This window comes from Lentzea sp. NPDC037011 (genome assembly GCF_055607425.1).
In genome coordinates, this window is sequence record NZ_JBVJRT010000007.1 from 408,067 (window position 1) to 421,964 (window position 13,898).

Annotated in this window: 14 protein-coding genes; 8 read left to right on the top strand and 6 right to left on the bottom strand. The window is 72.6% G+C overall.

What is annotated here, in order from left to right:
• The first annotated feature begins 208 nt into the window (after nt 1–208).
• The 4 genes from ACZ7CH_RS24100 (at nt 209) to ACZ7CH_RS24115 (ending at nt 2,599) form a co-directional block, all read left to right on the top strand.
• A complete protein-coding gene (locus ACZ7CH_RS24100; RefSeq protein ID WP_470374912.1) occupies nt 209–949 on the top strand; it encodes an STAS domain-containing protein in 741 nt (246 codons plus the stop codon).
• A 101-nt stretch (nt 950–1,050) separates the two neighbouring features.
• Nucleotides 1,051–1,593, top strand: a complete 543-nt coding sequence (locus ACZ7CH_RS24105) for a DUF5994 family protein (protein WP_470374913.1) — start codon at nt 1,051–1,053, stop codon at nt 1,591–1,593.
• On the top strand, nt 1,590–1,745 hold the full coding sequence (locus tag ACZ7CH_RS24110; RefSeq protein WP_360393111.1) for a DUF6307 family protein: 156 nt from the start codon (nt 1,590–1,592) through the stop codon (nt 1,743–1,745). Before ACZ7CH_RS24105 ends, ACZ7CH_RS24110 begins: the two co-directional genes overlap by 4 nt.
• 62 nt (nt 1,746–1,807) lie before the next feature.
• Complete coding sequence (locus ACZ7CH_RS24115; RefSeq protein WP_470374914.1) at nt 1,808–2,599, top strand: transglutaminase-like domain-containing protein; 792 nt, start codon at nt 1,808–1,810, stop codon at nt 2,597–2,599.
• 1 nt (nt 2,600) lies between these two features.
• Here ACZ7CH_RS24115 and ACZ7CH_RS24120 read toward each other — a convergent pair whose 3' ends face one another.
• From ACZ7CH_RS24120 to ACZ7CH_RS24145, 6 genes are all read right to left on the bottom strand, one after another.
• A complete protein-coding gene (locus ACZ7CH_RS24120; protein ID WP_470374915.1) occupies nt 2,601–3,560 on the bottom strand; it encodes a hypothetical protein in 960 nt (319 codons plus the stop codon).
• On the bottom strand, nt 3,550–3,741 hold the full coding sequence (locus ACZ7CH_RS24125) for a hypothetical protein (RefSeq protein WP_470374916.1): 192 nt from the start codon (nt 3,739–3,741) through the stop codon (nt 3,550–3,552). Before ACZ7CH_RS24125 ends, ACZ7CH_RS24120 begins: the two co-directional genes overlap by 11 nt.
• Before the next feature lie 101 nt (nt 3,742–3,842).
• Nucleotides 3,843–5,306, bottom strand: a complete 1,464-nt coding sequence (locus tag ACZ7CH_RS24130) for a glycoside hydrolase family 130 protein (RefSeq protein WP_360393120.1) — start codon at nt 5,304–5,306, stop codon at nt 3,843–3,845.
• Nucleotides 5,303–6,313: a hypothetical protein gene (locus ACZ7CH_RS24135; RefSeq protein ID WP_470374917.1), complete on the bottom strand. Its 1,011-nt coding sequence runs from the start codon at nt 6,311–6,313 to the stop codon at nt 5,303–5,305. Before ACZ7CH_RS24135 ends, ACZ7CH_RS24130 begins: the two co-directional genes overlap by 4 nt.
• Nucleotides 6,310–7,428, bottom strand: coding sequence for a glycosyltransferase (locus ACZ7CH_RS24140; RefSeq protein WP_360393126.1), 1,119 nt, complete (start codon nt 7,426–7,428; stop codon nt 6,310–6,312). The genes ACZ7CH_RS24135 and ACZ7CH_RS24140 overlap by 4 nt, the downstream gene beginning before the upstream one ends.
• 132 nt (nt 7,429–7,560) lie before the next feature.
• The gene (locus tag ACZ7CH_RS24145) at nt 7,561–7,746 is read right to left on the bottom strand and encodes a hypothetical protein (RefSeq protein WP_360393129.1); all 186 of its coding nucleotides are present in this window, start codon (nt 7,744–7,746) and stop codon (nt 7,561–7,563) included.
• Nucleotides 7,747–8,364: 618 nt separating this feature from the next.
• On the opposite strand from ACZ7CH_RS24145, the gene tkt reads away from it, so the two are divergent.
• Genes tkt through ACZ7CH_RS24165 form a run of 4 tightly spaced genes read left to right on the top strand, consistent with a single transcriptional unit; the run spans nt 8,365 to nt 13,820 of the window.
• Nucleotides 8,365–10,572 (top strand): transketolase, encoded by a 2,208-nt coding sequence (tkt, locus tag ACZ7CH_RS24150; protein WP_470374918.1) that lies wholly within the window; start codon nt 8,365–8,367, stop codon nt 10,570–10,572.
• 31 nt (nt 10,573–10,603) lie between these two features.
• Nucleotides 10,604–11,743: a transaldolase gene (gene tal / locus ACZ7CH_RS24155; RefSeq protein ID WP_470371095.1), complete on the top strand. Its 1,140-nt coding sequence runs from the start codon at nt 10,604–10,606 to the stop codon at nt 11,741–11,743.
• Complete coding sequence (locus ACZ7CH_RS24160; RefSeq protein ID WP_470375008.1) at nt 11,731–12,927, top strand: zinc-dependent alcohol dehydrogenase; 1,197 nt, start codon at nt 11,731–11,733, stop codon at nt 12,925–12,927. The genes tal and ACZ7CH_RS24160 overlap by 13 nt, the downstream gene beginning before the upstream one ends.
• Complete coding sequence (locus ACZ7CH_RS24165) at nt 12,924–13,820, top strand: SDR family NAD(P)-dependent oxidoreductase (protein WP_470374919.1); 897 nt, start codon at nt 12,924–12,926, stop codon at nt 13,818–13,820. Before ACZ7CH_RS24160 ends, ACZ7CH_RS24165 begins: the two co-directional genes overlap by 4 nt.
• Nucleotides 13,821–13,898 lie beyond the last annotated feature (78 nt).

The window sequence follows — 13,898 nt, forward strand, 5'->3', positions numbered from 1 at the left end:
GGTCGTTCTTCGTGCTCGGAGTCGTTGATGCCTCCGACGCTACTCCACCTCCGCGGGACCGGTGTCCTCGATCATCCACTGTGGATCTTCCGGTGCGGCGGGGGAGACGTCGCGGCACGCGGAGCTTCCGCCTCGGTGGTACTGCGGTGCAACGTCAGCGGCACGTGCCCTGGACCCGGCGTCGCGCCAGCCGACGAAGGAAGTTCCTGTGGTGCACATCGATCTCACCGGTGCTGGCGGCCTGCGGGCGGCCCGGCCGAGCCGGTGCCCCGCCGAACTGCTCACCACCACCGCGCGGACGACCCCCACCGGAGCGGTCGTGGTCGCCGTGCGCGGTGAGGTGGATGGGATCACCTGCGCGGTGCTGCACGATCAGGTCTTCTGGCAGTTGCGGCTCACCCACCACCTCGTTCTCGACCTCGGAGGGGTGGACTTCCTCTGCGCGGCCGGACTCACCGTCCTCGTCGCCCTGGAGAAGACGGCACGGCAGGCCGGCGCGGTGCTGTGCGTCGTCGCGCGCAACCGCCAGGTGTGCATGCCCCTGACGATCACGGCCTGTCGGCCGTCCTCGACCTCCACCTCGACGTCGCCGGGGCGGTGGTGTGCGAGCACGCGACCCCGGCGACCTCCGTTGATCCGCCGGGCGGCTGTTCCCCCGTCGGCGAGCCCGATGAACGTTCGTGCTCGTCGGCGATTTCTCGCGAGAACGGAACGGCCGCCGGCGTCCGGCGATTTTCCGGCTCAGCCAGGAAATCGCCGGCCGAAACCTCCTCGGATCATTTCGCGCACCGTGGCGAGAACGTTCCGGTGGGCGCGGCGGAATTCTGCGGGCGGACGGCCGCGCAACGGGTTTGCCCCTGCGTGCCACCTGCCGGCAGCGCTGTCGGCAGGTGGTGGCGGTCAGAAATCAGTGGACGTGCAATCGGTTGAGTGCGAAAAAAGAGTGTAGTGTCAATTGTGCCGAGAACATCTCGTACCTGAGCGGTCAAGCTCACGTCGTACTCGGCGAAACCAGAACCGGCCGTTTCGGCCGGAGACGGGAGTCCCGGCATGACGTCGGCTCCGCACCGGTCCATCGCCCCGCCGGCCGTCACGGCCACGGAGCAGCCTCGGCATCACCAGCTGCGACTGCGGTTGCGGCCGAAGGCGCTCGTCATGGGGCATGTCGACGGTGCGTGGTGGCCGCGTTCCCGGGACCTCGCCGCCGAACTGCCGGCACTGCTCTCGGTGCTGGCAGTTCGGCTGGGCGACATCCCGCGGGTGAGCTACGACCTGACCGGCTGGGACACGGCGCCGCGCCAGATCGCGGTGGACGGCGTCCGCGTCCGCCTCAACGGGTTCTGGTCCAGGCCGGCGCACACCCTCGACCTCATCGCGGGTGACCGGAGCCGCCTCGCGCTGCTGGTCGTACCGCCCGGCACCGACCCGTCCGCCGCCCACCACACGATGATGCGCGCTGTCCGGCGCGACAACACCGACACCGTCGAAGACCTGTTCCGCATCGGTGCCCTGGAAGCCGAGGAGTCCACTGTGGACTTCTGGGAAGCCGAGGGCGGCCGGGTACCCCAGCAGAAGACGAGAGATGCAGAATGACTGAATCGACCTTCACGTCCGCCTACGACCGCCGGCTCAAGATGGTGGAGGACGTGCTGACCGGCCGCACCGAGCTCGGCGGCAAGGCCGCGCGGGCTCTGGCCGTGCACGTGTTGCACGCGCTCGACCACATCCCCGAGCGAGTGCGGTGACCTTCCGCCACAGCGGCGAGGCACGACCGACGCGGAGCACTCGCCTGCTCCGCGTCGGCTGCGTGTTCACCTACCGCGCCGAGGTGCCGACCCCGGCGGTGTTCCTGGTCGGACCGGACCGGCGGGACCACGTGCGGGTGAGCGGTGAGGACCTGTTCACCGAACCCGACCTGCCGGTGCGGGAGCACTTCGACGTGTACGGCAACCGGCTCGCGCGCCTGGTGCTGCCACCCGGACTGTCCACTGTGAACTACGTCGGGTGGGTGGACGTGCCCGACCGCGTCGAGGACGTGGACGAGGACGCGCCGGAGCTGTGGCCCGACGACCTCCCCGATGACGCGCTGCTCTACACGTTGCCCAGCCGCCACTGCGCGTCCGACGCGCTGGGCGACGAGGCTTGGTCGAGGTTCGGCGCCCATCCGCCGGGATACCGCAGGGTGCGAGCGATCTGCCGACACGTCCACGAGTCGCTGGAGAGCGGCTGCGGCACCTCCACGGCGTTGTCCGCCGGCGTCAACGCCACGGAGATCGGGCTCTGCCGCGACTTCACGCACCTGGCGATCTCGTTCTGCCGCGCCCTCGACATCCCCGCCCGCTACGTCTTCGGCTACCTGCCCGACCTCGACGCGCGGCCGGACGGGGCGTCGATGGACTTCGCGGCGTGGATGGAGGTCTGGCTGGGAGACCGCTGGTGGACCTTCGACCCGCGCAACGGCGGGCCCCGCAAGGGCAGGGTCGTGGTCGGCCGCGGCAGGGACGCCGCCGACGTCGCGATGGTCACCACGTTCGGAAGTCCTGTGCTGGAGTCGATGGTCGTCCACGTGGAGGAGGACCTGGCGCCCGCCCGGCGGTGAGTCAGGTGGTGGCCACGACCCGCCGGCCGTGGAGCCGCCACGTCGACCCCGCCGCCGCGGAAGGACGACCGCCTCGCCCAGCGCGATCCGCGGGTGCCCGGCGAGCACCACTTCCGCCCGGTCGGCGAGCACCCTGCTGCGCAGCGCGTGCCGCACCCGGCCGGATCGTCCACCCCCTGCGCCCGGAGCCGGTGGACTGGCGCGACGTCCGCCGCACCGCCCCGAAACCCGCCGCCACCTGCGGTCGTCCTCGCGGAGGCGGGCGGGTCGACCGGAACGACCGGGCCGGTACGCGGACCTCGGTGCCGCGACCGGCCGCTCGTCGCTCACGACGCCGCCGTGGCGTTCCCGAGTCGATGCGGTGGGCGAGGTCGAGCGCCCCGGCGTGGGACGGGTGGCTGCGCGCCTGCGCGGCGAGGGAGCGGAAGCGGTCGCGCACCCTGGCCGAGCCGACCGCGGTCGCCGACTCGACGGCCCGCAGGCCGGTGGCGACACCGACATCCAGGTCTCCCCCGACGAGCTGACCGGTGGCCGGCAGCACCAGGCTGAGCACCCGGCTGCGGAGCATGTCCTCGCCGTAGCCGTCGACCGCCGTGAGGAGCAGCGGAACGGCGGTGTGCGTGGTGCCGGCCAGCACGGTGTGCACCGCTCCGCCCATGGCCGACAGGTCGGGCTCGGTGAGGAACCGCGCCCAGCCGACCACCTCGGCGCGGTCCGCGGCGCCGAACTCCTCCCGGCCGCGGTCGAGCAACGTGAGGGCGTTGTGCTCGACGCCCTTCTGCGCACACGCCCACGCCGAGTTGACGGCCAGGACGCCGGTCGAGAGCCGGTCGCCGGAGCGCGCGGCCGCGAGACGGCCGAGGTCGAAGTACCGCAACGCTTCGTCGAGCTGCCCGTGGCGCAGGGACACCCGCCCGAGCCGGTGGCACGCGTTGGCGATCAGCCCGTCGTCACGGGCCACCTCGGCCGGCGCCGGCGCGTGCGAGAAGTGGTTGCGCAGCGGTGACCAGGCCGGCGTCGAAGCACACCCAGCCTGCCAGGTTCCGCAGGTCGGCGAAGGCGACGCGCAGGCGGCGCCGCACCTGTTGCGGTGCCGGCGCGACGAGCAGTGGCAGGCTCTCCCGGCTCCGCGCGACCGGCACCGGAGCGGCGATCCCGGTCGTGCGGAACAGCTCTCCGGCGAGCGCTCGTGCCGGTCAGGCCGGTCGCTCGGGTGCCGTCGCGGCACGCGCGCAGGACGGTGTCACGGGACCATCGCGGCGATCACCTCGGTCACCGACGTCGTGGCCAGAGCGATGGTCGCGTCGCTCGCGCCGTACGGGATCACGAGGGTGTCTCCGTGCAGCAGGCCGCCGCACGAGTAGACGACGTTCGGCACGTAGCCGTCGCGCTCGGAGGGACTCGGCGTCAGCAACGGTTCCGGCAGTGCGCCGAGCACCTTCGAGGGGTCGTCGAGGTCGAGCAGCATCGCGCCCATGGAGTAGAGCCGCATCGGACCCACTCCGTGGGTGAGGACCAACCAGCCCTCGGGCGTCTCGATCGGCGAGCCGCAGTTGCCGACCTGGACGAGCTCCCAGTCCCTGGCCGGTGCCGCCACGGCCTGGGGTCGCTGCCACGTCCTGAGGTCCGCGGAGGTGGTCACGGCCGTGCTCTCGCCATCTCCGCGGGACAACGCGGCGAACCTGCCGCCGATGCGGCGGGGGAACAGCGCCATCCCCTTGTTGCGCGCGGCGGGACCGGTCAGCTGCGTGACCTGGAACGTGCGGAAGTCGTCGGTCTGCAACAGTTGCGGCGCCACGTCGACACCGTCGTAAGCGGTGTACGTCGCGTAGTAGGTCTGCGAGCCGTCGTCGTCGGTGAAGCGCACGAACCTGGCGTCCTCCATGCCGTGGCGTTCCGACGGGCCGGCCGGCCAGAGCACCCGTCCACCCACCGACGACTCCTGCGGGAACTCGGTGGTGTAGTTGCACGCGGCTATCCACCTGACCAGCTCGACGGTGCGGTGAGCGGCCTGCCGCTCGACCAGCTTCGGGTGCAGACCGGTCAGCAGCTCGTCGAGCTCCGCTCCGGTGAACCGCACCGGCAGCCAGCGGTTCAGCACGGCGGAGACCTCGTCGTCATGACCGCGTTCGGCGAGCTTGCCCTGGAAGAGGCCCTTGTCGTAGACCGAGTCCCTGCGCAGACCGGTGCTGGTGGTGCCCGGCTGCGGGTCCACGGTGAGAACGCCATCCGGACCGGCCGTGCCGGTCCGGAAACCGATCGAGGACAGGTGCCCCTCACCGATCCCGCGCACGCTCAGCACGAACCTCAGCTGTCCCTGCGCCATCCCGCTCTGGTCGGGGTGGGGGACCATGGACGGGTTGCACAGCGCGGCACCCTCGACGGCGTACTCGTGGGTGAAGTACGCGCCGATCAGCAGACGGCGGGACTCGGACAGCTCGACGTCCGGGGCCAGCCGGTGGCTGACGCTCGCGAAGTTGTCCGCGAAGGTCGCGCGGACGTCGCGGTGCCGTCCGGCGAACAGCCGGACCGTGCGTTCGAGCGCGGCGCACGCGGTCGTCTCGTCCAGCGCCATCACCCGCCGGATGACGGCCGCCGACCGGGACTCGTGTTCGGGAACCTCCTCTCCCGGCACGAACAGCTTGGTGATCACCCGGCGGGGGTCCGGGCGCAGCCGCACTGGGCTGCGCGTGACGCGGGCGTTCACCCGGCGCTCCGCTGGAGCGTGCGGAGGTGTTGCCGGGTGGAGATCAGCGCCAGGGTCGACTCGGCGCCCTGGTTGGTGTTCGGGCCGTGCGGTGTCAGGCCGTCGTAGCCGCCCCCGGTGTGCTCGTCCTGCATCAGCGAGCCCAGGTCGTTGTCCCCGCTGAACCACGCGATCGCGCGGCGGACACCGGTGAGCCACGAGGAGTCCCCGGTGACCCGGTAGGCGCGGGCGCAGGCGTCGGCCAGGGCGGCCGCCTCGATGGGCTGCTGGTCGAACGCCGGTCGCGGCTCGCCGAGGAACCACCCGCCGGTCGGGACCGGCGAGAGGTGGCGGTCCTTGGACTCCACGGCCAGCAACCAGTCCAGCAGCCGCAGCCCGTCGTCGCGGACCTCGTCGCTGCCCAGGAGGTCACCCGCGGCGATCAACGCCTCCGGCAGCACGGCGTTGGCGTAGAACAGCCGGTTCTCCGGCCACGGCCAGTTCGGGTCCGGACGGGGACCACCGATGTAGGAGGTGATGTCGCCGAGCAGGGCGGCGGCGGGCGCGTGGAGGGGTTCGGAGCTCAGCACCTCGGCGGCACCGAGTGCGGCGAACGCCATCGTGCGCACCGACGGTGGCCTGTGGTGGGCGCTGCGGTCGAAGCACTCCAGCGCGGTCCGCCGGATCGCGGGCACCGTGCTGCGCGCGGCGGCGGTGCCGAGCCCCCACAGCGCGCGTCCCCACCAGTCGCCCAGTCCCGGTTCGTCGATCCACCGGCGATCGGGGCTGAGTCGGTTGTGGAAGCGCCCGTCCTCGGCCTGCGCGTAGGCGGTGAAGGCCAGGAAGTGTTCGGCCAGAGCGGCCAGCTCAGCCGACAGGGCTGGTTCGCGGCTCAGCACGACCAAGCCCCGCGCGACGTCGTCGAGGCAGTAGCCGTGCTCGCGGCGCGGCAGCGGGCCGTCGGCGTGCTCGTGCAGACCGGTGTCGTCGCTCAGCCGGATCAGGTGGGCGAAATCAAGGCCGCTCATCGCGTCACGGCGACGCGGTCGGCGAACAGCCTGTCCGCCACGAGGGTGTCGCAGAGGCTGCGGTAGCGGTTCGCCACGGCGGGCCAGCTCAGCACGGCACCCAGTTCCGCGGACCGGTCGCGCATGCCCGCGGCGACACCCGGTTCGGTCAGCACGCGCCGCAGCGCCGCGGCGATGGCGGCGGGATCGCGGTGCGGTACCAGCAGTCCGGCGCCGTCCGCGAGCAGTTCGACCGCGTGCGGGAACACCGTCGCGACCACCGGTTTGCGCGCGGCGAGGGCTTCGACGAGCACTCCGGAGGTGACCTGTTCGGACGAGTCGTACGGCAGCAGCACGACATCGGCCCTGCCCACCAGGTCCGCCAGCGCCTCGGCGCTGAGGTAGGCCGGGTCGAACTCGACCAGGTCGGTCACCCCGGCGGCGGCGGCCTGCTCACGCAGGTGCGTCCGGTACGCCTCGCCCTCGTGTGCCAGCACCTTGGGATGGGTCTGACCCGCCACGAGGTACCGCGGACGCAGGTCGCGCAGCGCGGCGAGCGCCGCGATGCCCCACTCGACGCCCTTGCCGCGTCCGAGCAGGCCCCAGGTGAGGACCAGCGGGCCACGGCCCGGTGCTGCGGAGGCCGGCCTGTCGGCGGGCACGGCGCCGTGCGGGATCACCACGACCTCGCCCGGCCGTTCGACCGCGTAACCCGCCAGGAGGCGGCTCTTGGCCGCCTCCGACATGGTGATGACGGCGTCGGCGCGGTCGACGACCGCCTCCAGCACCCGGCGCTGTCCCGGCGTGGGCGTGGTGAGCACCGTGTGCAGCACGACGGCCACCGGGACCCGCAGCCGGGCGAGCACGTCCAGCGCCTCCTCGCCGTCACTGCCGGCGTAGATCCCGTACTCGTGCTGGACCAGCGCGACGTCGCACCGGTTGAGGACCGCGGCCGCGGCCTCCACCCCACCGGGACGCATGGGGTGCCCCGCCGACGGTTCCGCTGTGTGCGGTTCGACGTCGCTGAGGACGCGGACGACGCGGCTCCCGCTGCCGGGGGTGACGGCGGCGAGGTGGCGCTGGAGGGAGGCGGTGAACGTCGCGAGCCCGCATTGTGTTGGTGGATAGGTGCTCAAGAAGCCATAGGTGCGAACCATGGAGCGGTGGGCCTTTCGGATCGGGGCAGACGGCTTCGCGCCCCGGCGTGAGGCCGGGGCGGGGCGGTGTCTGTTCAGGAGTGAGGCGGTGCGGAGGTCAGACGAGCCGGGTCACGGCCGCGTGCACCAGGTCGGCGGGTTCAGCGCCGGAACGGTGGTGGCGGGGTCGGTGGCGAGAGGTCGCCAGCCGCCGGGGAACCGGCCGCCGGACAGGGCGTCCGGCTTCCTCGTCACCCGCAGCCCGCGTGGCGCGGTCAGTTCGGTGCTGGGACTGGTGCTGGTCGGGCCCGAGATCATCCCGGTGCTCCCGCCTCCGTCCGGACCAGCCGGGCGGGGTCGCTGACACTCCGGAGGGGGCACCTGGCTCGGACGCCGATGCGCGAGGTCCCCTCGGACCACTCACTCTACGCCCCTGACCGGGACGCGCCGGTCGCGCCGGAACGACGTCGGCGGCGGCACAGGGCACCGGGACGTGGCCCTCGCCCGGTGCCCCGTGCACCGCCACCTGCCGCCGAGACCCGGCAGCACCAGGACCAGCTCCGGTGCTCTGCCGCCCTGGCACGTCACCCGCAACACCCGCCCGGCGCACCGGGCGGGGCAGGCGGCTTCGCGGTCCGGCGCCGTCCCCGAACCGCCGAGGTGTGCCGAGGCGGTCAAGCGGAACCTGCGCGGAGCCACCGGTGTGCCCGAGGCGGTCGCGACAGTGCTGCGCGCGTCCCCGTGGACGAGCGACCGGCTCAGGTCCCGCAGTCACCCGGTCCGCCGGTTCCACCACATCGGCGACACCGAGGTGCACGGCGAGTTTCGGCGGCCCGATTGCGGCTATTCGCGTGGGGAAGCTTCAACAGCCGCCCGGACCCGCGACTTCGTTGATCCAGCACGGGGACGCACCGAGCTCCGGGAAGGCCTCGACAGATGACACGCACGGCCACCGCACCACTTCACCGCGACCCGTCCCTGCCGCTGCCGGTCGCGCAGGCCGCGGGCTGGACCGACGCGGACGTCCGTGCCGTGGACACCGTCCGCGTGCTGGCCGCCGATGCCGTCCAACAGGCGGGGAACGGCCACCCCGGCACCGCGATGAGCCTCGCACCGTTGGCCTACCTGCTGTTCCAGCAGGTGATGCGGCACGATCCCGCCGACGACCAGTGGCTCGGCCGCGACCGGTTCGTCCTGTCCTGCGGCCACACGAGCCTGACGCTGTACGCGCAGCTCTACCTGAGCGGCTACGGGCTGGAACTGACCGACCTGGCCTCGTTGCGCACCTGGAACTCCGCCACGCCCGGCCACCCGGAGTACCGCCACACCCGCGGTGTGGAGATCACCACCGGACCACTGGGCCAGGGGTTCGCCTGCGCGGTGGGCATGGCGCTCGCTGCTCGCCGCGAACGCGGACTGCTCGACCCGGACGCCGCGCCGGGGCAGAGCCCGTTCGACCACCACGTGTACGTCCTGGCCTCCGACGGCGACCTGATGGAGGGGGTCACCGCCGAGGCCTCCTCGCTCGCGGGGCATCAGGAGCTCGGCAACCTCGTCGCGTTCTACGACGCGAACCACATCTCCATCGAGGACGACACCGACGTCTCCTTCAGCGAGGACGTGGCCGCCCGCTTCGCCGCCTGCGGCTGGCACGTCCAGTCCGTCGACTGGACCAGCACCGGCCGCTACGTCGAGGACGTGGACGCGGTGCTCGCCGCGGTCGAGGCGGCGAAGGCGGACACCGGCCGTCCGTCCCTGATCGTGCTGCGCACCGTCATCGGCTGGCCCGCGCCCACCCTGCAGAACACCGGCAAGGCGCACGGGTCCGCGCTCGGCGCCGAGGAGGTCGCCGCCGTCAAGACCCTGCTCGGCTTCGACCCGGAGCGCAGCTTCGCGGTGGAGGACGAGGTGCTCGCGCACGCCCGTGCGGTGCTGGACCGCGGTGCGGCCGCCCACGAGCGCTGGGAAGCCGGCTACGCGCGCTGGCGCACCGCGAACCCGGACCGCGCGGCGCTGCTGGACCGGTTGCGCGATCAGCGGCTTCCGGACGGCTGGACCGACGCCCTGCCGGTCTTCCCCGCCGACCCGAAGGGGATGGCGACCCGCACGGCGTCGGGCAAGGTCCTCTCGGCACCGGCTCCCGTGCTGCCGGAGCTGTGGGGTGGATCGGCCGATCTGGCCGGGAGCAACAACACCACGATGGACGGCGAACCGTCGTTCGTCCCGATGGGCAAGCAGACCACGAAGTGGCAAGGCGGTCCCTACGGGCGCACCCTGCACTTCGGCATCCGCGAACACGCCATGGCCGCCGCGCTCAACGGCATCGCGTTGCAGAGCCTGACCCGCCCGTACGGCGGTACGTTCCTGGTCTTCAGCGACTACCAGCGGCCCGCGATCCGGCTGGCCGCCCTCATGCAGCTGCCCGTCACCCACGTGTGGACCCACGACTCGATCGGGCTGGGGGAGGACGGACCCACGCACCAGCCGGTCGAGCACCTCGCCGCGTTGCGCGCGATCCCCGGTCTGGACGTCGTGCGCCCGGCCGACGCCAACGAGACAGCGGTGTGCTGGCGGCGGATTCTGGAGAACCGGGACCGTCCCGCCGGTCTGGTCCTGACGCGGCAGGACGTCGCCGTGCTCGACCGCGGTCCCGGCGGCCTGGCCCCGGCGGAGGGCGCCGCGCGGGGCGGATACGTCCTCGCCGGACCAGGAGAGCCGGACGTGGTCCTGGTCGCGACCGGGTCCGAGGTGCAGATCGCCCTCGACGCCCGCGCGTTGCTCGCAGAGGACGGCGTCGAGGCCCGCGTGGTCTCGATGCCCTGCCTCGAGTGGTTCGCCGCGCAGGAACCGTCCTACCGGGACGAAGTGCTCCCGCCGGGCGTGCGGGCCCGCGTGAGCGTCGAGGCCGCGGTCGCCCAGGGCTGGCGCGACGTCGTCGGCGACGCCGGCCGGATGGTGTCGCTCGAACACTTCGGCGCCTCCGCCGACCACCGCCGCCTCTACGAGGAGTTCGGCGTCACCGCCACTGCGGTCGCGGAGGCCGCGCACGACTGCCTGCACGACGCGGTCACGTCGGTCCGCCCGGGAGGTGTGCAGCGCAGCACCGCGCCCACCACCGGCAGCACCGGCGACCGCCCCGCCTGAACCACCAGGATTTCCCGACCACGGAGGCATCATGGCCACGGGCCACGACCCGCTCACCGAACTCGCCGCCGCAGGCGTGTCCATCTGGCTCGACGACCTGTCCCGCGAGCTCCTCTCCGACGGCCGCCTGAAGGCGCTGGTCGCGGACCGCGGGGTCGTCGGCATCACCACCAACCCGACGATCTTCGCCTCCGCGCTGGCACGCGGCGAGCGCTACACACCGCAGCTCAGGCGCCTCGCGGAGGCAGAGGCGAGCGTCGAGGACACGGTCTTCGCCATCACGACCGACGACGTCCGGGCGGCCTGTCAGGTCCTGCGCCCGGTGTACGACCGCACGGGCGGTGTCGACGGCAGGGTGTCGCTGGAGGTCGACCCCGGCCTCGCCCACGACCCGCAGGCCACCGTCGACCGCGCCCGTCTGCTCTGGTCGGTGGTGGACGAGCCGAACCTGCTCATCAAGATCCCGGCCACCACCGCCGGACTGGACGCGATCACCGCGGTCATCAGTGAGGGCATCAGCGTCAACGTCACGCTCATCTTCTCCCTGGACCGCTACCGCGAGGTGGTCGACGCCCACGTCACCGGTCTGGAGGCGGCCCGGCTCAACGGGCACGACCTGGCCGGCATCCACTCGGTGGCCTCGTTCTTCGTCTCCCGCGTGGACACCGAGATCGACGCGCGCCTCGACGCCATCGGCACCGACCGCGCGCTCGCGGCCAAGGGAAAGGCGGCGATCGCCAACGCCCGCCTCGCCCACGAGATCCACGTGTCGAGCCTGACCACGCAGCGCTGGCGCCACCTGGCCGAGGCGGGAGCCCGGCCACAACGGCCCCTGTGGGCCTCCACGGGGGTGAAGGACCCCGCCTACCCGGACACGATGTACGTGTCCGAACTGGCCATCCCGGGCACCGTCAACACCATGCCCGGGCCCACCCTGGAAGCCTTTGCCGACCACGGCTCGGTACCACCTCTCGTGCCGGGGGAGCTCTACGGCCCCGCCCGCGACGTGCTCAGCGAGATCGGCCGGCTCGGGATCGACTACCGCGAGGTCACCGACGAGCTGGAACGCCAGGGGGTCCGCAAGTTCACCGACAGCTGGGACGAGCTCGCGGACACCGTCCGCGGTCAGCTCGGCCGTGACCTGACCGAGGAGATGTCATCAAAGCGCTGACATGGCAAGGCAATGAGAACGTCGAGGTCGTCGACGTGCCGGACCCGCGCATCGAGGAACCGACCGACGCGGTCGTCCGGGTCACCTCGACCGCCATCTGCGGATCGGACCTGCACCTGTACGGGGTGCTGGGGCCCTATCTGAAGCCGGGTGACGTGCTCGGCCATGAGGCGATGGGCGTCGTCGAGGAGGTCGGTTCCGAGGCGAGCGGTCACCTCGAGGTGGGCGACCGGGTCGTGGTGCCGTTCAACATCTCGTGCGGGCACTGCTGGATGTGCGAGCGCGACCTGTTCGCGCAGTGCGAGACGACGCAGGTGCGCGGCGAGGGCAAGGGCGCGAGCCTGTTCGGCTACACCTCGCTCTACGGTTCGGTGCCCGGCGGCCAGGCCGAGTACCTGCGGGTGCCGCAGGCCCAGTTCGGGCCGATCGTCGTTCCGGACGGCACGCCCGACGACCAGTTCCTGTTCCTGTCCGACATCCTGCCGACGGCGTGGCAGGCGGTGCGGTACGCCGACGTGCCACCGGGCGGCACCGTCGCCGTGCTCGGCCTCGGCCCGGTCGGGCAGTTCGCCGTCCGGATCGCGCGGCTGCTCGGCGCCGGCCGTGTGATCGGCGTGGACCGGGTGCCCGAACGTCTCGCGCTGGCCGAACGGCACGGCGCGGAACCCGTCGACTTCGACGAGTTCGGCGGCTCCGACGAGCTCGCCGCCGCGCTGGTCGAGATGGTGGACGGCCGCGGTCCGGACGCCACCATCGACGCCGTCGGCATGGAGGCGCACGGCGGGGGTGCCGTCGCCCTGGCGCAGAAGGCCGCGGGACTGCTCCCCGACGCGCTGGCGCAGAAGGTGGTCGACAAGCTGGCCGTCGACCGGCTCGACGCCCTGCACACCGCTCTGAAGGGCGTGCGGCGCGGCGGCACGGTGTCGGTGTCCGGTGTGTACGGTGGAGAGCTCGACGCGATGCCGATGATGGAGATGTTCGACCGCGGTATCCAGCTGCGCATGGGACAGGCCCACGTGCGCCGCTGGACCGACGACATCCTGCCGTTCGTGCTCGACCCGGCCGATCCGCTCGGCACCCTGGACCTGACCACGCACCGCCTCCCGCTCGCCGACGCCGCGCACGGGTACGAGGTGTTCCGCGCCAAGAGCGACGGCTGCGTGAAGGTGGTGCTGAACCCGTGACGGGGCGCGTCGTGCTCGTGGTCGGGGCCAGCAGCGGGATCGGGCTCGCCGCGGCGACGGCGTTCGCCTTCCGCGGGGACGACGTCGTGCTGGTCTCCCGCAGCGGAGAGGCGCTCGACGCCGCGGAGAAGGCCTGCCGCGCGGTGGGCGTGGCCGCGGTGGACGTCGTCGTCGACGACGTCGGAGATCCCGCCGCCGCCGACCGGATCGTCACGAAGGCGCTGGAGCTGCACGGCCGCATCGACGTCGTCGTGCACACCGCCACGGTGATGGCCTACGGACCCGTCGAGTCGATGCCCGCGGCCGTGTTCACCTCGGTCGTCGACACCGCGGTCCACGGCACGCTCCACCTCGCCCAAGCGGTCCTGCCGGTCCTGCGGCGTCAGCGCACGGGGGTGTTCATCGGGGTGAACTCACTGCTCGGCTCGATCACCGTTCCGCGGATGGGCGCCTACACCGCGGCCAAGTGGGGCCAGCGCGCGCTGCTGCGCACCCTCCAACAGGAAACCCGCGACGAACGAGGCGTGCACGTGTGCATCGTCAGCCCCGGCAGCGTCAACACCCCGGTGTACGACCAGGCCGCCAACTACGGCGGACGTGCGGCACGCCCACCGGTCCCGGTGCTGAGCCCGGATCGCGTCGCCGCCGCGATCGTGCGCCTGGCCGACCGGCCGCGCCGGCACGTCTCCGTGCCGGTCGGCCCGGCGAACCCGTTGATCGTCTCGGCGTTCCGCTGCCTGCCGGAGCTCTACGACCGGCTCGTCGGGCCGCTGTTCCGTCTCGCGGCACTGACGAGGGAGACGGTCTCACCCACCTCCGGCAACGTGTTCGAGCCGGTCGCGGCACGGGAGAGGGCGTACGGGCGTTGGCTGGCCAGGCGGCGCCGGTGGTGACGGCGGTGCCCCCGTGACGTGCGGTGGTGGTCGGGGGCGGTGGCGTCCGGCGTATCGGTAGTCCGGGGCGGCGGCGGG

Excerpts from the sequence above, each read along its gene's own strand:
- ACZ7CH_RS24105 (WP_470374913.1), top strand. The coding sequence starts at position 1,051 with ATGACGTCGGCTCCGCACCGGTCCATCGCCCCGCCGGCCGTCACGGCC.
- ACZ7CH_RS24110 (WP_360393111.1), top strand. The coding sequence starts at position 1,590 with ATGACTGAATCGACCTTCACGTCCGCCTACGACCGCCGGCTCAAGATG.
- tkt (WP_470374918.1), top strand. The coding sequence starts at position 8,365 with ATGACACGCACGGCCACCGCACCACTTCACCGCGACCCGTCCCTGCCG.
- ACZ7CH_RS24135 (WP_470374917.1), bottom strand. The coding sequence starts at position 6,313 with ATGAGCGGCCTTGATTTCGCCCACCTGATCCGGCTGAGCGACGACACC.
- ACZ7CH_RS24145 (WP_360393129.1), bottom strand. The coding sequence starts at position 7,746 with ATGATCTCGGGCCCGACCAGCACCAGTCCCAGCACCGAACTGACCGCG.
- tal (WP_470371095.1), top strand. The coding sequence starts at position 10,604 with ATGGCCACGGGCCACGACCCGCTCACCGAACTCGCCGCCGCAGGCGTG.